We start from the raw sequence: 23472 nt of genomic DNA, 5'->3' as shown, positions 1-23472 counted from the left end.
AGAACCGGATGACTTCATCGCCAGCGTTGAACGGCAGCCTCACCCATGAGCCGGATCGCTTCAGCGACGCGGCCTGGGATCTGCTGCTCAGTGGTCAGGACGTTGCCCGTCGCTGGCGCCATGGGCAGTTGGATGTGGAGCATCTGATTCAGGTGCTGTTCACCGATCCCACCTGCCGCCGCCTGGTGGAGCGCTTGCCTCTCCCCATCGATGCGCTCTTGGATCGCTTGGAGGATGTGCTGGCTGATCAGCCCTCTGGGCGAAGCGATGAGCTCTTCATCGGTGATGACCTGGAACAGCTGCTCGATTCGGCTGATGCCATCCGTCGGCGCTGGAATGGCGACGTCATTGATCTGCCGGAAGTGTTGATGGCCATTGGTGCCGATCCGCGGATCGGCGCTGATCTGTTTGCCGGCTTTGGTTTGTCGGCCGATGCCCTGGAGCAGCTGATCCAACGGGGGATGGAAGACCGGGTTCCTGGCATGACCGTTCCCCCCCAGGAGCGCTCGATGCCGCGGGCTCAGCCGGAGGTGCAGCAGGAAGCGCCACGCCGTGAACGGGTGGCGCGCGTTCCCTCCTCCTCCCGCGCGGTGCGCGGGCCAGAGCCTGTCGCCGCCCCTTTTACCCCCCAGTCGCCCGCCCCTGAGGCCCCTCTGCAGGAGCCCCCCACGGCCTTGGAGTCCTATGGGCGGGATCTCACCGAAGAGGCGGAAGCAGGCAGCCTGGATCCGGTGATCGGTCGTGATTCTGAAATTCGCAACCTGATCAAGGTGCTGTCGCGCCGGAGCAAGAACAATCCGGTGCTCATCGGTGAACCCGGTGTTGGCAAAACAGCGATTGCAGAGCTGCTGGCGCAGCGGATCGTGGCGGGTGAAGTGCCGGAGTCGCTGCAGGGTCTGCGGCTGGTGGCGCTGGATCTCGGGGCTTTGATCGCCGGTGCCAAGTTCCGTGGTCAGTTCGAGGAACGCCTGCGCTCGGTGCTCGAGGAGGTGAGTGGTTCCGATTCCGGTGTGGTGTTGTTCATCGATGAGCTGCACACCGTTGTTGGCAGTGATCGCAGCAGCACCGATGCCGGCAGCCTGTTGAAGCCAGCTCTGGCCCGGGGAGACCTGCGCTGCATCGGTGCCACCACGCCGGAGGATTACCGGCTCACGGTGGAAAAGGATCCGGCCCTCAACCGCCGCTTCCAGCAGGTGGTGATCCGCGAGCCGGATCTGGAATTGAGCCTCGAAATTTTGCGCGGCCTGAAGGAGCGCTACGAGCTTCACCACGGCGTCACCATCACCGATGAGGCCATTCAGACTGCCAACCGTCTTGCCGACCGCTACATCAGCGATCGCTGCCTGCCGGACAAAGCCATTGATCTAATCGATGAGGCGGCTGCACAACTGAAGATGGAGGTCACCTCCAAACCGCAGGTGGTGGAGGAGGCCGAAGCGGATCTACGCCGCGTTGAACTGGCCCTGCTCGCTGCCGAGCAGGCGCCTGAAGCGGAGCGGATTCAGCTCCAGCGCAACCGGCTCGAAGTGTCCACGCGACTGGACGATCTTCGGCGGCGCTGGCAGGAGGAGCGCGGTCAGCTCGAGGAACTCGGCCAGCTGCTCCAGCAGGACGAAGACCTGCGCCACGCCATCGCTGAGGCCGAGCGGGATGGTGATCTGGAGGAAGCGGCCCGCCTCCAGTACGACCAGCTGCATCGGGTGCAGCAGCGCCGGGATGAATTGGAGGCGTCCAAGGCGGAGGCCCAGTCCGCTGGAACGGCTCTGCTGCGCGAGCAGGTTGAGGCCGGTGACATCGCTGATCTGGTGGCCCGTTGGACGGGGATTCCCGTGCAGCGGCTGTTGGCGGGCGAGCGGCGCAAACTCCTGGATCTCGACGCCCATCTCGCTGAACGGGTGATTGGTCAGGGCGAGGCGGTGTCCGCCGTTGCTGCTGCCATCCGCCGGGCCAGGGCCGGCATGAAGGATCCCCGTCGACCGGTGGGTTCCTTCCTGTTCCTGGGGCCAACCGGCGTCGGCAAGACCGAGCTGGCGAAGGCGCTGGCGGGGTCGTTATTCGACGAAGAGGAGGCGCTGGTTCGCCTCGACATGAGCGAGTTCATGGAGCGGAACGCCGTTGCCCGGCTGATCGGTGCTCCTCCGGGCTACGTCGGTTACGAGGAAGGGGGGCAACTCACGGAGGCCGTGCGTCGCCGGCCCTATGCGGTGCTGCTTCTTGATGAAGTGGAGAAGGCCCATCCCGATGTGTTCAACCTGCTGCTGCAGGTGCTGGATGACGGCCGGCTCACCGATTCCCAGGGCCGCACCGTTGATTTCCGCCACACCGTGGTCGTGATGACCAGCAATCTGGCCAGCCCGGCGATCCTTGAACATGCCCGCTCGGGATCCACGGATGAGTCAGCCTTGCAACAGCAGGTGGATGCAGCGCTCTCCAGCCAGTTCCGGCCTGAATTCCTCAACCGCATTGATGAGGTGATTCGTTTCCGCCCGTTGGAAGTCTCCGATCTGGTGCGGATTGTTCAGTTGCAGCTGAGAGGCCTCGCTGCTCTGTTAGCCGAGCAGGGTCTTGCCCTTCAGGTGGACGATGCTGTCGCTGAAGCCATGGCCCGTCAGGGCCATGAACCGGAGTACGGGGCGCGGCCGCTGCGTCGGGTGTTGCGGCGCCAATTGGAAAATCCGCTCTCCACGCTGCTGCTTGAGGAGCGCTTTGCCGGAGCCAGTGGCGTGACGGTACGGCTGGGGGAGGCCGGCACGGATGCCCTGGTGTTTGATCCGGTGGGGGTTTGAGGGCATCCGGTAGGGTGTCTGTTTGGCGAAGTGCCTACCGGCACCGTTGTCAACTTCCGGTCCCATCCCCGTGACCAGCCCCATCTCTGAGGACACCACCACTTCCGACGGCTCAAAAGCCGCTGCCGATTCCACCAAATCCGGTGGTTTTCTGGCGGACACGGTTGATGAGCTGAAACTCGTGGTCTGGCCCAGCCGCCAGCAACTGTTCAGCGAATCCATCGCTGTGATCCTGATGGTCAGCCTTTCGGCCGCCACCATCGCGGCTGTCAGTCGCTTCTTTGGGTGGGCTTCGTCCCAGGTGTTCCGCTGACTCGATATCACCTTTCTCGCCGTGCCCGACGACCTGACCACACCGGACGCCCCTGAGGTGCTTGATCTGCCGGCCCCGAATGAGGGGGAAGACGGCACCTTGCCTGCGGCGGCTGTCGCCAACACGGCCATCGCCCGTTGGTACGCCGTTCAAGTGGCGTCCAGCTGCGAGAAGAAGGTCAAAGCCACCCTGGAGCAGCGGGCCGTCACCCTCGGGGTGAGCAACCGAATTCTCGAAATCGAGATTCCCCAGACCCCTGCCGTCAAGCTGAAGAAGGACGGCACCCGTCAGTCCACCGAGGAGAAAGTGTTCCCCGGTTATGTGCTGGTGCGGATGGTGCTGGATGAGGACACCATGATGGCGGTGCGGAGCACCCCGAACGTGATCAATTTCGTCGGGGCTGAAGATCGGCGCGCCACCGGTAAGGCCCGTGGTCACATCAAGCCTCGTCCCCTCAGCCGTTCTGAGGTGGATCGCATCTTCAAGCGCGCTGCTGAGAAGAAGACCGTCGTCAAGGTGGATCTCACCGAAGGCGATCAGATCCTGGTGACTGCTGGTCCGTTCAAGGACTTCCAGGGCGAGGTGATCGAGGTCTCCGGCGAGCGCAACAAGCTCAAGGCCCTGCTCTCCATCTTTGGTCGCGAGACCCCGGTGGAACTGGAGTTCTCTCAGATCAGCAAACAGAACTGATCTGGCGGCGGCCGTCTCCCTGCGGAGGGCGGCCTTGGGAGTGGGCAACCATTCCGCCGCACCCGACCCGAGGGTCTGGTGATCCGCAGCTGTCCAAACCCCCCAGCCGATGGCCAAGAAAGTCGTAGCTGTGATCAAGCTGGCCCTAGACGCCGGCAAAGCCAACCCCGCGCCGCCGGTGGGCCCTGCCCTCGGTCAGCACGGTGTGAACATCATGATGTTCTGCAAGGAGTACAACGCTCGGACGCAGGACAAAGCCGGTTATGTGATTCCGGTGGAGATCTCGGTCTTCGAAGACCGCAGCTTCACCTTCATCACCAAGACGCCTCCGGCGTCGGTGCTGATCACCAAGGCCGCAAAGATCCAAAAGGGATCCGGTGAGTCCGCCAAGGGCAGTGTTGGATCGATCAGTCGAGCTCAGCTCGAGGAGATCGCCAAGACCAAGCTCCCCGACCTCAACTGCACCAGCGTTGAGTCCGCCATGCGGATCATCGAAGGCACCGCCCGCAACATGGGCGTTTCCATCAGCGACTGACGTCGCTGCATCGCTTCTCCAACCCATACGGGGGAGGCATCCCTGATGTCGTCTGAACCCCAACTCTGAACATGCCCAAAATCTCCAAGCGCCTGGCCAGCCTGGCCGGCAAGATCGAGGACCGTGCCTACGCACCCCTCGAGGCGATTGCCCTGGTCAAGGACAACGCCAACGCGAAATTCGACGAGACGATGGAGGCCCATGTGCGCCTCGGCATCGATCCGAAGTACACCGACCAGCAGCTGCGCACCACAGTGGCTCTGCCCAACGGCACCGGTCAGACCGTGCGCATCGCCGTGGTGACCCGCGGTGAGAAGGTGGCTGAAGCCAAAGCCGCCGGTGCCGAACTCGCCGGCGAAGAAGACCTGGTGGAAAGCATCAGCAAGGGCGAAATGGATTTCGACCTGTTGATTGCCACCCCCGACATGATGCCCAAGGTGGCCAAGTTGGGTCGGGTTCTCGGCCCCCGTGGCTTGATGCCCAACCCAAAGGCAGGCACCGTCACCACAGACCTCGAGGCCGCGATCAAAGAATTCAAGGCCGGCAAACTGGAATTCCGTGCCGACCGCACCGGCATCGTCCACGTCCGTTTCGGCAAGGCCAGCTTCAGTGCCGATGCGCTGCTGCAGAACCTCAAGACCCTGCAGGAAACCATCGACCGCAACAAGCCCAGCGGTGCTAAGGGCCGTTACTGGAAGTCCCTGTATGTGACCTCCACCATGGGTCCTTCCGTTGAAGTCGATTTCTCTGCACTGCAGGACATCGAGCAGGGGAGCTGATCCGGCTCTCCTCTACACTTAACGATTGGCGAAAGCCAAATCGGGCACGCGCCCGGCCAGAGACAGCAGGATGTCCCTGGGCATGACATCAGTCATTCCCGTTGATGTAATCCCTGCCGAGGCAGACGCGACACGGTTTTGTCCCATTCGGGATTGGATCGGCACGCGGCCTCGTCTTCCTTTCGAAGACTCGATCGGCCGTGTGCCCAGCTTGTTCCTTTGATCCGATCCACTCCCTATGGGCCGCACGCTGGAGAACAAGCAGCAGATCGTCGGAGAGCTCAAAGAGCTCCTCGCCGACGCCGAACTGGCACTTGTCCTTGATTTCAAGGGCCTGTCCATCAAGGAAATGTCTGACCTGCGGGATCGTCTGCGGGCCAGCGACAGCGTTTGCAAGGTGACCAAAAACACCTTGATGCGCCGTGCCATTGATGGTGACAGCAACTGGGCCAGCCTCGATTCCCTGCTGACCGGAACCAACGCCTTCGTCCTGGTGAAGGGCGATGTTGGTGCCGGTGTGAAGGCCGTTCAGACCTTCCAGAAGGAACTCAAGAAGTCCGAGACCAAGGGCGGCCTTTTCGAAGGCAAGCTCCTGTCTCAGGACGAGATCAAAGCCATTGCCGATCTCCCCTCCAAGGAGCAGCTCATGGCTCAGATCGCCGGTGCCATCAACGCCGTGGCCACGAAGGTCGCTGTGGGCATCAACGAGGTTCCCTCTGGTATGGCCAGGGCACTCAAGCAGCACGCCGAAGGCGGCGAAGGCTGATTCGGCCCTGCCGAGACCACTGTTCATTGATCTGTTGCTTCCCCTTTCAAAACCATGTCTGCAAAAACCGACGAAATTCTCGAATCGCTGAAATCCCTCTCCCTGCTTGAAGCTTCCGAGCTGGTCAAGCAGATCGAAGAGGCCTTCGGTGTGTCCGCCGCAGCATCTGCTGGTGTTGTGATGGCTGCCCCTGGCGCTGCTGGTGGCGGTGGCGATGCCGCTGAAGAGAAGACCGAATTCGACGTGATCCTGGAAGGCTTCGACGCCTCCGCCAAGATCAAGGTCCTCAAGGCCGTCCGTGAGGCCACCGGTCTGGGTCTGGGCGACGCCAAGGCTCTGGTCGAGGCTGCTCCCAAGGCCGTCAAGGAAGGTGTCTCCAAGGAAGACGCCGAAGCTGCCAAGAAGGCCATCGAAGAAGCAGGCGGCAAGGTCACCCTCAAGTGATCGCCTTGGAGAGGGCTTGCCCCTCTCCCCCTGTTTGCGTTCAGTCACCGGTCCTTTCGAGGGCCGGTTTTTTTGTGGTTTTCTCTGGCCAATGAAAAAGCCCCGCCAAAGGCGGGGCTTTTTAAGAGAGGAACACATTCAGGAGTCTGTCCTTGTTTCGACCCTGAAGAGGCGCTCAGCACTCCTCACACAAGTTCAAATTAAGGGTGGGGAAGCCTTTGTCAGCCCCTGTCTGGTCGCCCTCTCAACTGGCACTGTGACGGTTGGTCCTCAGCGGCGATAGGGAATCACCTGCAGCCGGATCGGGGCATTGCTGGCAAGGCGTGTGGTTCGTCGTTGTGTGGTGCGTCGCCGTGTTGATCGTGCCGTGGGCAACGGCGGTGGTGCGATCGGCGGCATCGGCGCTCCCAACCGCTGAAAGCCTGAACGCTGGCCGCGGCTGTTGGCCAGCGCGAGCAGCCGGTTCACCGGGTCGTGATGCGCGAAGTACAGGTGGTTCAACGGGCGACCCTGGTAAACCCGGCGTTCCAAGGCCCAGCCCGGCTCCAGCTGCAGAGCCACGAACCCGTTGGGATCGCGGCGAGTTGGTAAGGGAGCCTGACCCACCAGGAGTGGTGCACGTTGCTGGGGGTCGAGGGCCTCGAGTCTCAGCGAGGTGCCGGATGGCTTGAGCCGGAAGCGAAAGCGGGTTCCAAGGTCTTGGCCACCGCTTCGCAGCGAATAGCCATTGCTGTCCAGGTAGCGCTTGCAGATGCCGCTGAAGTTGAAGCGATTCAGGCTGGGCTCCACCAGTCCGTCCTGGCGTGCCCTCCAGCAGCGCGGTTGGGCCTTGATCTGTTCCAGCACCAGCAGTTTCCACTGGGCTCTGCCAATGGGTTGTGCCAGCACAGCGATGTGCTCCTGCGGCACCGCAGCGCTGTCAAACAAGGCCCGTGCGCTGCCCTCCTGCGACAGACCGGCCGCCAACAGCCCCACGGCAGTCAGCTCAGCCGCCCGCAGGTAGGTTCGGCTCATCCACGGTGACGCCAGAAACCGTGTTTTACCGAACAGCGTTGGGACCGATCAATGGCGGAAGGACGGGGACGGGTCGTGGCTGCAGCGACGGATGGTGCCTGCAGCGGCAACCCAGGTCCGGGAGGTTGGGGGGCCTTATTGCGTTTTGAAGACGGCAGCGTTGAGGAATTCGGTGGCCATGCACCCGACACCACCAACAACCGCATGGAACTGCAGGCGGCGTTGGAGGTGTTGCAACGGCTTGAACATCTGCCCCGTCATCCGGATCTCACCCTGCGCACCGACAGTAAATATCTGATTGATGGCCTGGGCTCCTGGATCAAAGGCTGGAAGCGCAAAGGCTGGAAAACGGCTGCGGGCAAGCCCGTGCTCAACCAGGACCTCTGGAAGGCTTTGGATGCCGCTCGTCTGGATGATGTGCCCCTGCGCTTCGTCAAAGGCCACAGCGGTGATCCAGACAACGAACGGGTGGACCGCATCGCCGTGGCGTTCTCCCATAACGCCCAGCCCAACTTGGCTCTGAAGCAGGGATCATCGGAGCTGTCTTCCGCCGAGGCCGCGCCAGAAGCACCATCTGAGGTTGCCCCCAAGCCTCTGCTGCAGCTGTTGTCCCGGTTGGAGCTGGCGGACCGTCTGGCGCAGGGTGGCTACAGCCTCTCGTTGCTGGAGCTGGCGCAGCTGGTGGAAAAGCCGCTCAAACAGCTGGAAACCAAGGCTGAGAGCTGGATCTGGAGGGATTGGATGGTCGAGCCCCAGGCGGAAGGGCGTTGGACCCTGCAACGTCGCGAGGCAGGATCAGAACAGTCCTGAGCCAGAGCATGTCGCCGTCCTCTTCGGCCGGACCGCTCAGCAGCGGTGCCTTTCATCAGCGTTGGCTTGGCCCGGTCTTGGCGCGGGACGACGGTCTGGATGCTGAACAGCTGTCGCGCACTGCCCTCACGGCTCTTGGTCAAGCCAGCCTGCGGCGCCGCTGGCCAGGGGTGTCCACGGTGCTGGATGGCGTTGCGGCGGATCTGCAACGGCGTGATCTGCGCCTGGAACAAGTGCTGTTTGGCTGCCGCTTCCCCAACCCGGTGGGTTTGGCGGCGGGGTTTGACAAGAACGGAGTAGCGGCTGGGATCTGGGATTGCTTTGGCTTTGGCTTCGCCGAAGTGGGCACGGTCACCTGGCATGGCCAGCCGGGCAACCCCAAACCACGCCTGTTCCGGTTGGCGCAGGAGCAGGCCGCGTTGAACCGGATGGGATTCAACAACGATGGCGCCAAGGCGCTGTTGAAAACGCTGGAGCGTCAACGTCTGGATCCGCCCGGCCGGCGGCCGGCGGTGCTGGGGATCAATGTGGGCAAATCCAAGATCACGGCCTTGGAGCAGGCACCGGACGACTACGCGGCGTCCCTGGAGTTGTTGTCGACCTTGGCGGACTATGCGGTGATCAACGTCAGCTCCCCTAACACCCCCGGATTGCGGGATCTCCAGGACACAGCCCAGTTGCGGCGGTTGGTGGAGCGGCTGCGCCGGCTGCCGGCCTGCCCGCCTCTGTTGGTGAAGATCGCGCCGGATTTGGACGATGAATCGATTGATGCGGTGGCCCGATTGGCCTTTGAGGAGGGTCTGGCTGGGGTGATCGCGGTCAACACCAGTCTCAATCGGCTGGGCCTGGAGCAACGGCGGTTGCCGCAGACCGGGCGCACTTTGGCGGAGGAGGCGGGTGGTCTCAGCGGTGCCCCCCTGCGTCAGCGGGCCCAGGAGGTGATCCGTCGCTTGCGGGCCAGTGCTGGCCCGGCGCTGCCGTTGATCGGTGTGGGTGGGATTGACTCGGCGCAAGTCGCCTGGGAGCGCATCACCGCAGGGGCTTCTCTGGTGCAGCTCTACACCGGCTGGATCTTTCAGGGGCCGGATCTGGTGCCGCGGATTCTGGATGGTCTTCTGCTGCAGTTGGACCGCCACGGTCTGCGAAACATCGCGGAAGCATCCGGCAGCGGTTTGCCCTGGCAGGACTGAAATTGTTGCTTTAGAGGCACTTCATCTGTTCGATATTTCGCTCTTGAATGTCTCTTCTGCGAAGTGATTGAAGGGGTGATCGTCGACGGCGTTGGCTTAGTGGACAAAGCCTCTCGCCACTGCTCGCTTTTGGTGAGCTGCCTCAACTCATAGCGGTCAGCTTGGCTTGAGCTTGGCTGTGAGCCACGCTGGTGATGTCTATGCGTTTTGTCGGGAGTCGGGATGGGCGTCGACATGCGCCATGGCGGCAATCGCGAAGCTGCCGCTGCAAGATTGAATTGTCGGCCGTCGCAGCTGCTGGATGCCAGTGCCTCTTTAGCCCCCTGGAGCCTGCGTTCCCTCCGTATCCCCCGGGACGCCATCCGCGACTATCCAGATCGGGCTCAGGCCTCCCTGTGCCAGGCGATTGCATGCCTGCATGGGCTCGATCCTGACGCTGTCCTGCCCGGAAACGGGGCAGCCGAGTTGTTCACTTGGGCGGCCCGAGATGCTGCGGCGGTGGGGGACAGTTCTCTGCTGGCGCCTGGGTTCTCCGACTATCGGCGGGCTTTGCAGTGCTGGGGTGCCTCCTGGATTGACACCCCCTCTCTTTTGAGTTGGAACAACGCCGGCCCTATGGCGCATCCTCGGTTGGAGGCGCCGGTGGCCTGGATTTGCAACCCTCAAAACCCCACCGGGCAGCTTTGGAGCCGTGCCTCATTGCAGCCATTGCTGGAGCGGTACGCCCTGGTGATCTGTGATGAAGCGTTTTTGCCTCTGGTGCCCAACGGCGAGCAGCAGTCGTTGATTCCCTTGGTGGCTGGGCATTCAAATCTGGTGGTGATCCGCAGCCTCACCAAGCTCTATGGCATTGCTGGCTTGCGTTTGGGCTATGCCGTTGGGCAGCCCCAGCGGTTGCAGCGTTGGGCCGAGTGGCGCGATCCCTGGCCCGTGAATGGCATCGCTCTGGCTGTTGGCGAACGGTTGTTGTCATCGCCCCGGCGTTACCAATCTTGGTGCGCGCGCGTGCAGCGTTGGACGGCAACGGAGGGGGCGTGGATGCAGCGGCAATTGGCTGCGTTGCCGGGCATCACCCCGATGCCGTCGGCGGTTAACTATCTGCTGATTCGAGCGAACCGATCCCTCGTGCCTTTGCGGGAGGCATTGGAGCAACGGCATCGCATTCTTTTGCGTGATTGCCGTTCCTTTGAGGGTTTGGGAGAGACCTGGCTGCGGATCGGATTGCAATCGCGGCGCAACAACCGCCGCATCGTGTGGGCGATGCGTGAGGAGTTGAAGCGCACCCCTCTGGCTTGACTCAGGCCACCAGGTCTTGAAGCACGCCGGCCAGTTGCCGTTCAGCATCCCGTTCCGCCAACGCAGCCATCCCTTCACGCATCTGGGTGAGTGGATCGTTTTTAGTGCTGGCGTGTCCGAGCCGCGATGCCAGGAGTCTTTGCACGGTGGTCAGCAACACGGGTTGCTCCGGTTCGTGCTGATGCACGATCACAGCCGCACCGAGGGATGCGGCGCAGGATGCATTGGCCTCCTGGTGTTGGTCCGCCGCCTGGGGGAATGGCACCAGTACGGCCGGGGTCCCACAGACCGCCAGTTCACTAATGCTGCCAGCCCCCGCGCGGCTGATGGCCAGGTCGGCATGTTGCAGCAACCCGGGCATCTCATCGCTGAAGCGGCGTTCCACCAGTTGTGGGTGCTGCAGCTGCCCAAGGTCGGGGTCGTTGTCGCCGGTGAGGTGAACCACGCGGCAGCCCTGCTCCAACAGGGCCGGCACCGCAGCACGCACCATGCGGTTGAGGCCGACGGCGCCTTGACTGCCGCCCATCACCACCAGGAGCGGCCCCTCCCCGGAAGGGATCCAGCCCGGCAGGGGTTGTGGAGTCAGAAAGCTGGAACGCACCGGTGTGCCCGTCAGCACCGGCTGGCTACCGGGGATGCGCTTGGCGGCCGCGGGGAGGCCAATGGCCACGGCGCTGCAGAAGCGACCCAGCAAGCGGGTGACCCGCCCCGGGATGGCATTGGATTCATGCAGCACCACGGGAATGCCGCACCAACGCGCCGCCAGGATCGCGGGGGCGGCGATGTAGCCGCCGGTGGTGAACACCACATCGATCGCGTTTCGGCGGATCACCCGCCGCACGTTCACGCTGGCCAGCAACAGGCGCAGCAACTGCAGCAGCTTGGTGAGTCCGCGCCCCTGCAGTCCGCCGGCGTTCACGCACACCAAACCAAAACGCTGCGGCACCAGCTGCGTTTCGAGCCGATCGGGCACCCCCAGCCAGCGCACGGGCCACTGACTTTCAACGGCTTCCGCAACCGCAAGAGCGGGGAAGAGATGGCCGCCGGTGCCGCTGGCGGCGATCAGAAGCCGGGTCATCGCGTCGGCCGTCACCGCACAGCGGGCCTAATTTAATTGGGTTGATGTGGTCTGGCCCGTGCGTCGTTTTCTGGGAGTCACGCTCGTGTCGGCCATGGCGTTGCTTTTGTCACCGGTCCATGCCCTTGAGCCGCCCGGACGTGGGGGCAGTGCGGTTGAACGTTTCAGCGATCGCCTGCAAGCGGCATTGAACAGCGGCAGCTCTTCGGCGTTCGACACTCTGGCCAGCGTTGAGCTTCAGCCTGTTTTGGCCCAGCGCCTGGAGCGTTTCCGGCAGGATTTTCCCGAGGTCACCTGGCAGGTGGAGCCCGCAGCTCTTACACCAGATGGCCGTCCAACCCTCAGCCTGCAGGTGCGGGGTGCCGCTGAATCCCAGGGGGTCAGTTATTCCCTTGAGGCCAGCGAACAGATCGCGATTCGTTTGGAAGGCGGCGAGTTGGTGGAGCAGGAACTGTTGGCCCAGCAGTCCTTGCTGCGCAGTGGTGAGCGCCCCTTGGCGGTTGACGTCGCCATCCCCGACGTGGTGCTCACCGGCAGCCGTTATGACGTCGACTTAATCGTTGAAAAACCGCTAGGCCAGGCCCTGGTGGCGGGCGGTTTGGTCGACCTTTCCGATGAGCAGCTGTCGGCTCAGATCCGTCCCAACCTGCCGCTGGCTCCCCAAGGAGGGGGTGGCTTGTTCAAGAGCGTTCAGGCTCCGCAGCAACCCGGTTCGCAGACCTGGGCCGTGATGCTGGTGCATCCCGATGGCGTGGTGACGGCCACCAAACGGGTGCGCGTGGTCAGCAGCTACTAGCTCCGTTGTCTTGTTTGATTCCAGCGGTGCAGGGCGGACACGTCCTCATCACCATGGCCGTTGTTGATCAGGTCGAGTTCCAGCTGTTCCACCAGCGTTGTGACGGGCAGATGCAGTTGGACGACCTTGGCTGCATCAAGGGCAATCCCGAGATCCTTGCGATGCAGGCTCAGCCGGAAGCCGAGGGGATAGCTGCCCTCCAGCATGGTGATGCTGCGATGGTCGAGGGCCCATGAGCCGGCTGCACCATTTTTGAGGGCATCGATCACCTGGGGCATGGGCAGCTCCAAACGCTGGCCTAGGGCCACCGCCTCCGCCACGGCGGCATAGCTGCCAGCCACCAGAACCTGGTTCACCGCTTTCACCTGCTGCCCCCGCCCCACGTCACCGAAGTGATGAATGGAGCCTCCAATTACCTCGAGGATGGGCCGTACCCGCTCCAATGGCTCGCTTGCTCCACCCACCAGCACTGTGAGGCTGCCGCGTTTGGCCCCTTCCGTGCCGCCAGTGACCGGGGCATCCATGTAATGGACCTTTTGACCTGCCAGGCGTTCCGCACAGTGTTGGGCTGTGGCGGGAGCAATGGTGGAGCAATCCAGCACCACGCTGCCGATGCCCAGTTGTGATGCGGCCCCGTTGGCTCCGAACAGCACCTCCTCAACGGCTGCATCGTCGCTGACGCACAGCAGCAGCACATCCACGCCGGTGCTCGCTTCGGCTGGGCTGGAACATGGCGTTGCACCCTCGAGCTCCGGATTGGTTTCGGCTTTGCGGCTGCGGGTGTGCACCCGCAGCGGAAAGCCAGCCTTGTCCAGGTTGATCGCCATGGGCAGGCCAAGTGCCCCCAGTCCCACGAAGCCCAGGCTCAGGTCAGCTTTTGTCATGACGCATGGCGAAGCATTTGGATCCTGGTCGACGGATGCGCTGCAGTTGTGCCTTCAGGACAAAAAATCCCGGACGTCCGCTTTGGGGGACGACCGGGACGAGATCGATCAAGACCTGAAGCTCCAGGCCTGAGCCACTGATCAGGCGGCGTCTAGGGCAGCCACGCCGGGCAGCACCTTGCCTTCCAGCAGTTCGAGGCTGGCACCACCGCCGGTGGAGATGTGCGACATCTTCTCGGCCAGGCCTGCCTTCTCGACAGCCGCCACGGAGTCACCGCCACCGATGATCGTGCAGCAGCCCTTGCCGCTCAGGTCGGCCAGGGTGGTGGCGATGGCGTTGGTGCCAGCAGCGAACTTGTCGAACTCGAACACGCCCATGGGGCCGTTCCAGATCACGGTCTGACAGTCGGCCAGGGCGTCCTGGAACACCTTGATCGAATCGGGGCCGATGTCGAGGCCCATCCAGCCGTCGGGGATGGCGTTGATATCAGCGGTTTGGCTGTTGGCATCGGGGGCGAAGTTGTCCGCCAGCACCACGTCGGTGGGCAGCAGCAGCTGCACGCCCTTGGCCTTGGCCTTGGCCTCGAGCTCCTTGGCCAGTTCCAGCTTGTCTTCTTCCACCAGGCTCTTGCCCACCGAGAGGCCGCGGGCCTTGTAGAAGGTGAAAATCATGCCGCCGCCGATCAGCACCTTGTCGCACTTGTCGATCAGGGCTTCGAGCACGCCGATCTTGGAGCTCACCTTTGAGCCGCCGACGATGGCAGCCAGGGGGCGCTTGGGCTCATCAACAGCACCCTGCAAGTACTGAAGTTCCTTCTCCATCAGGAAGCCGGCGACGGAGGGCTTGAGGAACTTGGTCACGCCTTCGGTGGAGGCGTGGGCGCGGTGGGCGGCGCCGAAGGCGTCGTTCACGTAAACCTCGGCCAGGCCTGCGAGCTTCTCAGCGAAACCGGCTTCGTTTTTCTCTTCCTCAGCGAAGAAACGCACGTTCTCCAGCAGCACCACATCGCCGTTGGCCATGGCGCCCACCTTGGCTTCGGCGTCGGGGCCGATGCAGCTGTCGGTCTTGGCCACGGGCTTGCCCAGCAGTTCGCTCAGGCGAGCGGCCACGGGGGTGAGGCGCATGGCGTCGTTCACCTGGCCCTTGGGGCGGCCGAAGTGAGCGGACAGGATCACCTTGGCGCCCTTGCCGATCAGGTCGTTGATCGTGGGCAGGGCGGCACGGATGCGGGTGTCGTCGGTGATCGCACCGGCATCGTTCAGGGGCACGTTGAAGTCAACCCGCACGAGAACGCGTTTGCCGCTCAGGTCGCCGGCGTTGAGGCTGGCCAGGGAACGCTTCGCCATAGGGTTGTGTCGTGCGGTAAGAAAACGGGGTGAGATTAACCCGTGTGAATGGCAATGGCGCCAGCGCGTTCAAAGTGAATCTGTTCCGGCTGGCCGTCTGTTCTGTGCGTTTGCGTTCGTGACCACCCCAACGATCCAGTGGTATCCCGGCCACATCGCCAAGGCGGAGCAGCAGCTCAAGCGCCATCTCGACAAGGTGGATCTGGTGATTGAGGTGCGTGATGCCCGTATTCCTCTGGCCACGGGACACCCCCATCTGAACCGCTGGTTGAAGGGCAAGCAGCATCTGTTGGTGATCAACCGGCGCGACATGGTCACCGCGGCAGCGAAGGAGGCCTGGGAGTCCTGGTTCAAGGCCCAAGGCCAGCGGACGGTTTGGTGTGATGCCAAGGCCGGTACCGGCGTGAAGCAGGTGCAGCAGGCCGCGATCCGTGCCGGCGATCAGCTCAACGAACGCCGCCGCAACCGGGGCATGCGGCCCAGGCCAGTGCGGGCGCTCACCCTGGGCTTTCCCAACGTGGGCAAGTCGGCGTTGATCAACCGTCTTGTGCGGCAGAAGGTGGTGGCTAGCGCCCGGCGGGCCGGCGTGACGCGCACCCTGCGCTGGGTGCGTCTGGGGCAAGACCTTGACCTCCTGGATGCCCCTGGCGTGCTGCCGCCTCGGCTCGACGACCAGCAGGCGGCCCTGCGGCTGGCCCTTTGCGACGACATCGGCCAGGCCGCCTACGACGGTGAACTGGTGGCCCAGGCCTTCCTTCAGTTGCTGCTGGATGTGGAATCGCAGCCTGCCGCTGGGGTGACGATTCCGCTCCTGCAGGAGCGCTACGGCATTCCCTTGAGCGGTGAAACGGCCGACCCGGCTCTCTGGCTGGATGCCGCAGCGGCCCGCCACACCTCCGGTGAGACAGCGCGCATGGCCCAGCGGTTGCTGGATGATTTCCGCAAGTCGGCCCTCGGCAGCATTGCCCTGGAGCTGCCGGCATGAGTCCGCAGTGGAAACGTCCTCCGTTGCCGGAGGAAACATTCACCGATCGCTTTGGTGAAGGGGAGGGAGAGCTGCTGACGCTGGCCTATCCCAAGCCGTTGCCGATGCGGCTCGACCGTTGGTTGGTGAGCCAGCGGACGGAGCAGAGCCGGGCCCGGATCCAGAAGTTCATCGACGCGGGCTACGTGCGCGTCAACGGCAAGACCGGCAAGGCCAAAACCCCCCTGCGCCAGGGCGATGAGGTGCAGCTGTGGATGCCGCCACCGGAACCGCTGCCTTACCTCAAGCCGGAGCCAATGGATCTGGATGTGCTGTTTGAGGACGACCATCTGATCGTGCTCAACAAGCCGGCCGGGCTGACGGTGCATCCGGCGCCGGGCAACAAGGACGGCACCCTGGTGAATGGCCTGCTGCATCACTGCCCGGACCTCCCCGGCATCAGCGGCAAGTTGCGGCCCGGGATCGTGCACCGCCTTGATAAAGACACCACCGGCTGCATCGTGATCGCCAAGAGCCAGGAGGCCCTGGTGCGGCTGCAGGTGCAGATCCAGAAACGGATCGCTTCCCGCGAGTACTTCGCCGTCGTCCATGGCGTGCCGGCCGGCGACTCGGGCACGATCGTCGGGGCGATTGGCCGTCATCCGGCGGATCGCAAGAAGTACGCGGTGGTGAGCAGCGAAAACGGCCGTTACGCCTGCACCCACTGGACCCTGGTGGAGCGTCTCGGCGACTACTCCCTGTTGCGGTTCAAGCTCGACACCGGGCGGACCCATCAGATCCGCGTCCACTGCGCCCACATGAACCATCCCGTGGTGGGTGACCCCACCTACAGCCGCTGCCGCAAGTTGCCGATCGAGCTGCCCGGCCAGGCCCTGCACGCCGTGCAGCTGGGGCTCGACCATCCGATCACCCGCGAGCGGATGCTGTTCGAAGCTCCCCTGCCTCCGGTGATGGAGAAGTTGCTGGGGGTGCTGAGGCGCCGCGCCGCGTCGGGCTGAGGGCTTAACGCGGCAGCCTTGGGCAGGCCTCCACGAGGATTTGGCTGATCGGCGCCTGAGGCGCGCTGAAGATCCGGTCTCCTGGGCCTTCCTCCACCACTTTCCCCTTGTCGAGCACCATCACCCGGTGGCAGAAGCCACTGGCTATCGAGAGGTCGTGGGTGATGAACACGATCGCCAGGCCCAGTTCCTGCTGCAGCTCCCGCAGCAGTGCCAGCACATCCGCCTGCACTTCGGCATCGAGCATGCTGACGCTCTCATCGCAGATCAGCACCTTGGGCTTTAGCGCCAGGGCGCGGGCGATCGCCACCCGCTGCTGCTGGCCGCCGGAAAGCTGCTTCGGCAGGCGATCTTGAAACTGCTCGGCCGGGCTGAGGCCGACCCGCTCCAGCAGGCGACGGGCTTCCTCCCGGGCTGCTGCTTTCGAGCAGAGACAATGGATCAGCAACGGATCGGCGATGGCATCGGCCACCTGCAGGGCGGGATTCAGGCAGGCCAGAGGGTCCTGAAACACCATCTGAAGGGCCCGGCGGGCCGTTCGCAGCGCCTCACCACGCAGGCTCAGCAGGTCCTGGCCCAGCAGGTCCACCCGTCCGCCGCGGATGGGATTGAGCCCCATCAAGGCCCGGCAGAGGGTGCTTTTCCCGCAGCCGGAGGCCCCCACCACCCCCAGGCTTTCCCCGGCCCTGAGCTCGAAACTCACCCCATCCACCGCCTTCAGCCAGAGGGGTGCCCAAGGTGCGCCCCCCACGGCATGCCAGCAGCGCATCTCCTCCACCCGCAGCACGCTGCCGTTGTCGGGACGTGCCGGTGAGCGTCCCCCTTCCCGGGCCTGGGCGGAGGCTACCAGCCGTTGCCCCACCGGCGACTGCGGCCGGGTGAGCAGCTGATGGCTGGGGCCGTCCTCCACCTTGCGTCCGCCGTCGAGCATGGCCATGCGCTCGCACCAGCGGGCGGCCATGGCCAGGTCGTGGCTGATCAGCAGCAGGGCACTGCCCAGTTCCTGGCAGAGGCCGCTGAGTTCCGCCATCACCTGCCCGGCTACCGCCACATCCAGGCTGGTGGTGGGTTCATCGGCGATCAGCAGCGGTGGTTCCAGGGCAATCGCTAAGGCAATGGCCAGGCGCTGGCGCATCCCACCACTGAGCTCATGGGGGTAGGCACGGAAACGGTTGGCGCCAATGCCCACCCGCTCCAGCAATTCTCGGGCCCGTTCCTGGTGGGCCGTGGCACTGGTTTGAGGTCGATGGGCCCTGAGGGTGTCGATCAGATGGCCGCCCACGCTCATCAGCGGATTCATCCGCGTCATCGGGTCCTGGAACACCAGACCCACGGCTTCACCCCGCAGCTGCCGCAACTGCGGTCGCCTGAGTTGGCGTGGATCCTGGCCGGTCAAGGCCAGCCGTCCTTCACAGACCGTTCCCTGGGGCAGCAGCTGCATCACGGCCCGCGCCACCGTGCTTTTGCCGCAGCCCGAAGATCCCACCAAGGCCAGGGTCTCTCCCGGCTCGAGGCTCAGATTCAGCCCATCCAGCGTCCAGGAGTTGCTGCCGGGATAGCGCAATCGCAGCTGTTCGAGTTCCAGAACAGGCCGGCCCATGAACAGTGCTGCGCGAGCGACAGGGGGTCCTGCACTGAATACCATGGATTGACCCGATGGGTCGGATGCTCAACGCTGCCTCCACACCCAAAGAGCCCCGAACCAGCACGGGTTCGGCCACTGCGGGCTGCGCGTTGCCAGAAGTGAGGCGTCATCCCGTCCGCCATCCGGACGATTACGGCATCGATCTGCCGGACTGGTTGAGGGAGTGCATCGCCAATGTGCCGCCCGGCATTGGCCAGAGCTGCCCCACCGATCCCGAGGCGCTGCTGGTGTCGGCCTTCGATTTCGGCTTTCAGCTCCACGAAGGCCAGTTCCGCGCCAGTGGGGACCCCTACATCGTCCATCCGGTGGCGGTGGCTGATCTGTTGCGGGACATCGGCGCCAGCGCCCCGGTGATCGCCGCGGGGTTCCTCCACGACGTGGTCGAAGACACCGACGTCACCCCCGATCAGATCGAGCTGCACTTCGGTTCCGAGGTGCGTGAACTGGTGGAGGGGGTCACCAAGCTCGGCGGCATCCACTTCAACGACCGCACGGAAGCTCAGGCGGAGAATCTGCGCCGGATGTTTCTGGCGATGGCCAGCGACATCCGTGTGGTGTTGGTGAAGCTGGCGGATCGCTTGCACAACATGCGCACCCTGGGTGCATTGAAGGAGGAGAAGCGCCAGCGGATCGCCCGCGAAACCCGTGAGATCTATGCCCCCCTCGCCAATCGCCTTGGCATCGGCCGCTTCAAGTGGGAGCTGGAGGATCTGGCCTTCAAATTGCTGGAACCGGAGGCCTTCCGGGAGATTCAGGAGGAGGTGGCCACCAAGCGCAGCGAGCGCGAGCAGCGGCTCGGCGTCACGGTGGGACTGCTGAACGAGCGGCTGGAACGGGCCGGCCTAGAGCACTGCGAGGTGAGTGGTCGCCCCAAACATCTGTTTGGCATCTGGAGCAAGATGCAGCGCCAGCAGAAGGAGTTCCACGAGATCTACGACGTGGCGGCGTTGCGGATCCTCACCCCCAATGTCGAGAGCTGCTACCGCGCCCTCGCGGTGGTTCACGACACCTTCCGCCCGATTCCGGGACGCTTCAAGGACTACATCGGGTTGCCCAAGCCCAACGGATACCAATCCCTGCACACGGCGGTGATCGGTCGGCATCGCCCGATCGAAGTGCAGATCCGCACGCTTGAGATGCACCATGTGGCCGAATTCGGGATTGCGGCCCACTGGAAATACAAGGAAGGCGGCTCACCGGCCAGTAGCGGCAGTGATGCGGAGCGGTTCAACTGGCTGCGTCAGCTGGTGGATTGGCAGCAGGAAGGCGGCAACGACGATCACAACGACTACCTCTCTTCGATCAAGGAAGACCTTTTCGACGAAGAGGTGTTCGTGTTCACTCCGAAGGGTGATGTGCTCGGTCTGCGCAAGGGGGCAACAGCCGTCGACTTCGCCTATCGCATCCACTCCGAGGTGGGCAACCACTGCCATGGCGTTCGCATCAACGATCGGCTGTGTCCGCTAGCGACGCCGCTGCAGAACGGTGATTTCGTTCAGGTGCTCACCAGCAAGACGGCCCATCCCAGCCTCGATTGGCTGAACTTCGTTGCCACGCCGACGGCCCGCAATCGCATTCGCCAGTGGTACAAGCGCAGCCACCGTGACGAAACGATTGAACGGGGCAAGGATCTGCTGGAGCGGGAGCTGGGCCGTGATGGCTTCGATGCCCTGCTCAACAGTGAGGCGATGCAGCGGGTGGCGCAGCGCTGCAATGTGCCCACCACCGAAGACCTGCTGGCTTCACTGGGGTTCGGAGACGTCACGCTGCAGCAGGCGCTCAACCGTTTGCGGGAGGAGATGCGTCTGCTGGCGGAACAGCAGCAGGCCCCACCCAGTAACGAAGACGTGGCCGCGGCGCTGCTGCCATCGCGGGATCAGGCGCCGGACCGTTCCGGAGGCGAAGGGGCGATCCTGGGGCTGGAGGGCTTGGACTACCGCCTTGGCGGCTGTTGCAGTCCGCTGCCGGGTGAGTTGATCGTGGGCACGGTGGCCCTTGGCAACCACGGCATCACCATTCACCGGCAGGACTGCTCCAACGTGGAGACAATCCCGCGGGAACGTCGCCTTCCCGTGCGCTGGAATACCACCCACGCCGAACAGGAGAAACAGCGCTTCCCGGTGCAGCTGCGGATCGAAGTGATCGATCGCGTCGGCATCCTCAAAGACATCCTGCTGCGTCTCTCCGATGGGGCCATCAACGTCAGTGATGCGCGGGTGACCACCGCCGCTGGCAAGCCTGCCCGCATTGATCTGCGGGTTGAGCTGGAGGGTGCCGATCAGCTCAGCCGCACCATGGACCAGATTCGCTCGATGGCGGATGTGATCGGGATTGCCCGGGTGGGCACGAGCTAGCTGCCTCGGCTCACGACGGCACGGGCTTCACGCCGCAGAAACAGGCGGTAGGCCATCCAGCCGCTCACCAGGGCCAGCACCATTCCCACAACGGTGGAGCCGAGCAGGATGCGCTGGCTGAACTCCCATCCCTGGGCCCACAGGCTGCTGCGATCCAGCTCCGAAAGGTTGATCCCGCCTTGGCCAGGGCCCAGCAGCTGACAGCCCACCAGATAGTTGAACCAATAGAGGGGCAGATAGGTGAGGGGATTGCTCACCAGGGTTCCTGCAGCGGCGAGCAGGTGATTGCCACGCACCACGCTGGCCACACCCACGCTGAGGAAGATTTGCAGCCCGAAGAAGGGGTAGCAGCCGCAGAACACGCCAGCGGCCAGGCCACGGGCCCGTTGGCCTGGTGTGCCTTCCTGTCTCCACAACCAGAGGACCCCGCGGCGCATCCGGATGCGACTGAGGCGCAGCAACCGGCGCATGAACCCAGCAGAAATCGGCCGGATCCTAGGTATGGATCACCAGCGGCGAATGCTGTGCCCAGCACCGACACGATTGCGGCCGTGGCCACCGCCGTGGCCCCAGGGCAGGGTGGGATCGCCGTGATTCGTCTCTCCGGGCCGGCTGCGGAAGCAACGGGGCGCAGCGTGGTGCACTGCCCGGGCCAACAGGAGTGGGGATCGCACCGGGTGGTGTATGGCCATGTGATCGATGGCGAGGGCCGCCGTCTCGATGAGGTGCTGCTGCTGCTGATGCGCGGCCCCCGCAGCTTCACCGGTGAGGACGTGGTGGAGATCCACTGCCATGGCGGGGTGATCGCCGTGCAGCGGGTGCTCGAACAGGTGCTGCGGCAGCCGGGAGTGCGCCGGGCCCAGCCAGGCGAGTTCAGCCAGCGGGCCGTGCTCAACGGCCGGCTCGATCTCACCCGCGCCGAGGCGGTGAGTGAGCTGGTGGCGGCCCGCAGCCGCCGGGCGGCCGAGTTGGCCATGGCGGGCCTTGATGGCGGCATTCAGGCCCAGATCACGGGGCTGCGGGAACGGCTGCTCGATCAGCTCACGGAGCTGGAGGCCCGGGTGGATTTCGAGGAGGACCTGCCGCCCCTCGATGGCGATGCCCTGCTGCAGCAGCTGCAAGCCGTGCGTCTGGAGCTTCAGCAGTTGGTGCGCGATGGCGAGCGGGGCGATGCCCTGCGCCAGGGCCTGCGGGTCGCCTTGGTGGGTCGCCCCAACGTGGGAAAAAGTTCCCTGCTCAATCGACTCAGCCGCCGCGAGCGGGCGATCGTGACCGATCTGCCGGGCACCACTAGAGATCTGCTGGAGAGCGAGATTGTGCTGGAGGGGGTGCCGATCACCCTGCTCGACACCGCCGGCATCCGCAGCACCGATGACGCGGTAGAGCAGCTGGGGATTGCCCGCAGCGAGGAAGCACTGGCCACGGCGGATGTGGTGCTGTTGGTGCTCGACGGCCATGCGGGCTGGACCGCTGAAGACGCCGCCTTGCTGGCGCGCATCCCCGCGCAGATCCCCAGGATTCTGGTGGCCAACAAGGCGGATCTCCCTGCGGGGACCTTCCCCCAGCCGGTGGATGTTCAGTTGTCGGCCTTGGAGGGCACGGGGGAGGCCGACCTGGTGCAGGCCCTGCTGGAGCGTTGCGGGGCTGCTGGAACCGACGGCATGTTGGTGGCGCTGAACCAACGCCAACGCGATCTGGCCGCCCGAGCCGCCGAAGCCCTGGCCCGCAGCCAGGAGGTGGCGGCCCAGCAGCTGCCGTGGGACTTCTGGACCATCGACCTGCGGGAGGCGATCCGCGCGCTGGGGGAGATCACCGGGGAAGAGCTCACCGAAGCGGTTCTGGATCGGGTGTTTTCGCGCTTCTGCATCGGAAAATAGGTTCAGCGGACGTCTGAAACGGTTTGGAATGGCAATCCCCGGCACTCACCGCCGCATTGGAGGCCTGGCTGGCGGAAGACATCGGCCGCGGTGATCTGACGGCGGCTGCCTTGCAGGGCCAGCAGGGTCAGGCCCATTGGGTCGCCAAACAGCCGGGCCGGTTCTGTGGTGGTCCGTTGGTGCAGCGCCTGTTCCAGCGTCTGGATTCCGGGGTGAGCGTTCGCCTGCTGCGGCAGGACGGCGACGCCGTTGCGGTCGGGGACTGCCTGCTGGAGCTGCAGGGGCCGGCCAGGGCTTTGGTGGCTGGGGAACGCACCGCCTTGAACTTGGCCATGCGCCTCTCGGGCATTGCCACCGCCACCGCTGCATTGGTGGCCCAGCTTGAGGGCACCAGTGTGCGGCTGGCTGATACCCGCAAGACCACGCCTGGGCTTCGTCTGCTGGAGAAATACGCGGTGCGTTGCGGCGGCGGCATCAACCACCGCATGGGGCTGGATGACGCGGCCATGCTCAAGGAGAACCACATCGCCTGGGCAGGGGGCATCACAGCGGCTATCACGGCCGTCCGTGAGCAGGCCCCTTGGCCCACGGCCGTGATTGTGGAAGCGGAGACGGAGGCCCAGGCATTGGAGGCGGTGCAGGCGGGCGCCAATGGGGTGCTGCTGGATGAATTCAGCCCTGAGCAGCTCACCCAGCTGGTGCCGCGCCTTCGGGACTGCAGCACCGGTGTGGTGGTGCTGGAGGCCTCCGGCATTCAGCCCGAGCAGTTGCAGGCCTACGCCGCCACCGGCATTGATCTGATCTCCACCAGCGCGCCGGTCACCCGCAGCCGCTGGCTCGACTTGAGCATGCGTTTCACCTGAAGAGGGATGATCAGAGCCGGAT

Annotated in this window: 22 protein-coding genes; 16 read left to right on the top strand and 6 right to left on the bottom strand. The window is 64.3% G+C overall.

All coding sequences use genetic code 11. The features are described from left to right. Positions 1–8 precede the first annotated feature (8 nt). From DXY33_RS00500 to rplL, 7 genes are all read left to right on the top strand, one after another. On the top strand, positions 9–2786 hold the full coding sequence (locus tag DXY33_RS00500) for an ATP-dependent Clp protease ATP-binding subunit (RefSeq protein WP_115131293.1): 2778 nt from the start codon (positions 9–11) through the stop codon (positions 2784–2786). Positions 2787–2856: 70 nt separating this feature from the next. Continuing rightward, complete coding sequence (gene secE, locus DXY33_RS00495) at positions 2857–3099, top strand: preprotein translocase subunit SecE (RefSeq protein ID WP_006850159.1); 243 nt, start codon at positions 2857–2859, stop codon at positions 3097–3099. A 21-nt stretch (positions 3100–3120) separates the two neighbouring features. Then, entirely contained in the window at positions 3121–3789 is a 669-nt protein-coding gene (gene nusG / locus DXY33_RS00490) for a transcription termination/antitermination protein NusG (RefSeq protein WP_114987676.1), read from the top strand. A gap of 109 nt (positions 3790–3898) precedes the next feature. Beyond that, a complete protein-coding gene (gene rplK / locus DXY33_RS00485; protein WP_006851160.1) occupies positions 3899–4324 on the top strand; it encodes a 50S ribosomal protein L11 in 426 nt (141 codons plus the stop codon). Positions 4325–4395: 71 nt separating this feature from the next. Next, positions 4396–5103: a 50S ribosomal protein L1 gene (rplA, locus tag DXY33_RS00480; RefSeq protein WP_038552494.1), complete on the top strand. Its 708-nt coding sequence runs from the start codon at positions 4396–4398 to the stop codon at positions 5101–5103. A gap of 238 nt (positions 5104–5341) precedes the next feature. Next, positions 5342–5869, top strand: coding sequence for a 50S ribosomal protein L10 (rplJ, locus tag DXY33_RS00475; protein ID WP_006851480.1), 528 nt, complete (start codon positions 5342–5344; stop codon positions 5867–5869). Between the two features lie 54 nt (positions 5870–5923). Then, a complete protein-coding gene (gene rplL, locus DXY33_RS00470) occupies positions 5924–6313 on the top strand; it encodes a 50S ribosomal protein L7/L12 (RefSeq protein WP_114987674.1) in 390 nt (129 codons plus the stop codon). 270 nt (positions 6314–6583) lie between these two features. Here rplL and DXY33_RS00465 read toward each other — a convergent pair whose 3' ends face one another. Further along, entirely contained in the window at positions 6584–7327 is a 744-nt protein-coding gene (locus DXY33_RS00465) for a DUF3747 domain-containing protein (RefSeq protein ID WP_115131292.1), read from the bottom strand. Positions 7328–7378: 51 nt separating this feature from the next. Here DXY33_RS00465 and rnhA point away from each other — a divergent pair, with 51 nt between their 5' ends. From rnhA to DXY33_RS00450, 3 genes are all read left to right on the top strand, one after another. Continuing rightward, positions 7379–8137 carry a ribonuclease HI gene (gene rnhA / locus DXY33_RS00460; RefSeq protein WP_115131291.1) on the top strand — a complete coding sequence of 253 codons (759 nt, stop codon included), beginning with the start codon at positions 7379–7381 and terminating at the stop codon, positions 8135–8137. 8 nt (positions 8138–8145) lie between these two features. Beyond that, complete coding sequence (locus DXY33_RS00455; RefSeq protein ID WP_115131290.1) at positions 8146–9327, top strand: quinone-dependent dihydroorotate dehydrogenase; 1182 nt, start codon at positions 8146–8148, stop codon at positions 9325–9327. A gap of 222 nt (positions 9328–9549) precedes the next feature. Continuing rightward, a complete protein-coding gene (locus DXY33_RS00450; RefSeq protein WP_115131289.1) occupies positions 9550–10623 on the top strand; it encodes a threonine-phosphate decarboxylase in 1074 nt (357 codons plus the stop codon). A 1-nt stretch (position 10624) separates the two neighbouring features. Here DXY33_RS00450 and murG read toward each other — a convergent pair whose 3' ends face one another. Beyond that, on the bottom strand, positions 10625–11701 hold the full coding sequence (murG, locus tag DXY33_RS00445) for an undecaprenyldiphospho-muramoylpentapeptide beta-N-acetylglucosaminyltransferase (protein ID WP_115131636.1): 1077 nt from the start codon (positions 11699–11701) through the stop codon (positions 10625–10627). 58 nt (positions 11702–11759) lie between these two features. On the opposite strand from murG, the gene DXY33_RS00440 reads away from it, so the two are divergent. After that, complete coding sequence (locus DXY33_RS00440; protein WP_244275788.1) at positions 11760–12497, top strand: hypothetical protein; 738 nt, start codon at positions 11760–11762, stop codon at positions 12495–12497. Here the strand turns inward: DXY33_RS00440 and DXY33_RS00435 are convergent. Together DXY33_RS00435 and pgk are read right to left on the bottom strand one after the other, a co-directional pair. Further along, a complete protein-coding gene (locus DXY33_RS00435; RefSeq protein WP_115131288.1) occupies positions 12494–13381 on the bottom strand; it encodes an NAD(P)-dependent oxidoreductase in 888 nt (295 codons plus the stop codon). The genes DXY33_RS00440 and DXY33_RS00435 overlap by 4 nt on opposite strands. 141 nt (positions 13382–13522) lie before the next feature. Beyond that, positions 13523–14728, bottom strand: a complete 1206-nt coding sequence (pgk, locus tag DXY33_RS00430) for a phosphoglycerate kinase (protein ID WP_115081229.1) — start codon at positions 14726–14728, stop codon at positions 13523–13525. Between the two features lie 118 nt (positions 14729–14846). Between pgk and ylqF the strand changes: the two genes are divergently transcribed. Then, a complete protein-coding gene (gene ylqF / locus DXY33_RS00425) occupies positions 14847–15713 on the top strand; it encodes a ribosome biogenesis GTPase YlqF (RefSeq protein ID WP_115131287.1) in 867 nt (288 codons plus the stop codon). Continuing rightward, on the top strand, positions 15710–16711 hold the full coding sequence (locus tag DXY33_RS00420) for an RluA family pseudouridine synthase (protein ID WP_115131286.1): 1002 nt from the start codon (positions 15710–15712) through the stop codon (positions 16709–16711). The genes ylqF and DXY33_RS00420 overlap by 4 nt, the downstream gene beginning before the upstream one ends. Before the next feature lie 4 nt (positions 16712–16715). On the opposite strand, the gene DXY33_RS00415 is transcribed toward DXY33_RS00420, so the two are convergent. Continuing rightward, on the bottom strand, positions 16716–18356 hold the full coding sequence (locus DXY33_RS00415; RefSeq protein WP_115131285.1) for an ABC transporter ATP-binding protein: 1641 nt from the start codon (positions 18354–18356) through the stop codon (positions 16716–16718). 20 nt (positions 18357–18376) lie between these two features. On the opposite strand from DXY33_RS00415, the gene DXY33_RS00410 reads away from it, so the two are divergent. Next, entirely contained in the window at positions 18377–20710 is a 2334-nt protein-coding gene (locus tag DXY33_RS00410) for a bifunctional (p)ppGpp synthetase/guanosine-3',5'-bis(diphosphate) 3'-pyrophosphohydrolase (protein WP_115131634.1), read from the top strand. On the opposite strand, the gene DXY33_RS00405 is transcribed toward DXY33_RS00410, so the two are convergent. Then, positions 20707–21180, bottom strand: coding sequence for a DUF2062 domain-containing protein (locus DXY33_RS00405; RefSeq protein WP_115131284.1), 474 nt, complete (start codon positions 21178–21180; stop codon positions 20707–20709). The genes DXY33_RS00410 and DXY33_RS00405 overlap by 4 nt on opposite strands. Positions 21181–21234: 54 nt before the next feature. On the opposite strand from DXY33_RS00405, the gene mnmE reads away from it, so the two are divergent. Then, complete coding sequence (gene mnmE / locus DXY33_RS00400; protein ID WP_115131283.1) at positions 21235–22587, top strand: tRNA uridine-5-carboxymethylaminomethyl(34) synthesis GTPase MnmE; 1353 nt, start codon at positions 21235–21237, stop codon at positions 22585–22587. Between the two features lie 23 nt (positions 22588–22610). Next, positions 22611–23450, top strand: coding sequence for a carboxylating nicotinate-nucleotide diphosphorylase (gene nadC / locus DXY33_RS00395; protein WP_115131282.1), 840 nt, complete (start codon positions 22611–22613; stop codon positions 23448–23450). Positions 23451–23472 lie beyond the last annotated feature (22 nt).

The organism is Synechococcus sp. N26 (assembly GCF_900473975.1).
Classification (GTDB): Bacteria; Cyanobacteriota; Cyanobacteriia; order PCC-6307; family Cyanobiaceae; genus Parasynechococcus.
This window is presented reverse-complemented; position numbering and strand designations above follow the sequence as displayed.

Coding starts and splice junctions, on each gene's coding strand:
- DXY33_RS00500 (WP_115131293.1), top strand. CDS start 9: ATGACTTCATCGCCAGCGTTGAACGGCAGCCTCACCCATGAGCCGGAT.
- rplK (WP_006851160.1), top strand. CDS start 3,899: ATGGCCAAGAAAGTCGTAGCTGTGATCAAGCTGGCCCTAGACGCCGGC.
- rplA (WP_038552494.1), top strand. CDS start 4,396: ATGCCCAAAATCTCCAAGCGCCTGGCCAGCCTGGCCGGCAAGATCGAG.
- rplJ (WP_006851480.1), top strand. CDS start 5,342: ATGGGCCGCACGCTGGAGAACAAGCAGCAGATCGTCGGAGAGCTCAAA.
- rplL (WP_114987674.1), top strand. CDS start 5,924: ATGTCTGCAAAAACCGACGAAATTCTCGAATCGCTGAAATCCCTCTCC.
- DXY33_RS00465 (WP_115131292.1), bottom strand. CDS start 7,327: ATGAGCCGAACCTACCTGCGGGCGGCTGAGCTGACTGCCGTGGGGCTG.
- rnhA (WP_115131291.1), top strand. CDS start 7,379: ATGGCGGAAGGACGGGGACGGGTCGTGGCTGCAGCGACGGATGGTGCC.
- DXY33_RS00455 (WP_115131290.1), top strand. CDS start 8,146: ATGTCGCCGTCCTCTTCGGCCGGACCGCTCAGCAGCGGTGCCTTTCAT.
- DXY33_RS00450 (WP_115131289.1), top strand. CDS start 9,550: ATGGGCGTCGACATGCGCCATGGCGGCAATCGCGAAGCTGCCGCTGCA.
- murG (WP_115131636.1), bottom strand. CDS start 11,701: ATGACCCGGCTTCTGATCGCCGCCAGCGGCACCGGCGGCCATCTCTTC.
- DXY33_RS00435 (WP_115131288.1), bottom strand. CDS start 13,381: ATGACAAAAGCTGACCTGAGCCTGGGCTTCGTGGGACTGGGGGCACTT.
- pgk (WP_115081229.1), bottom strand. CDS start 14,728: ATGGCGAAGCGTTCCCTGGCCAGCCTCAACGCCGGCGACCTGAGCGGC.
- DXY33_RS00420 (WP_115131286.1), top strand. CDS start 15,710: ATGAGTCCGCAGTGGAAACGTCCTCCGTTGCCGGAGGAAACATTCACC.
- DXY33_RS00415 (WP_115131285.1), bottom strand. CDS start 18,356: ATGGTATTCAGTGCAGGACCCCCTGTCGCTCGCGCAGCACTGTTCATG.
- DXY33_RS00410 (WP_115131634.1), top strand. CDS start 18,377: ATGCTCAACGCTGCCTCCACACCCAAAGAGCCCCGAACCAGCACGGGT.
- DXY33_RS00405 (WP_115131284.1), bottom strand. CDS start 21,180: ATGCGCCGGTTGCTGCGCCTCAGTCGCATCCGGATGCGCCGCGGGGTC.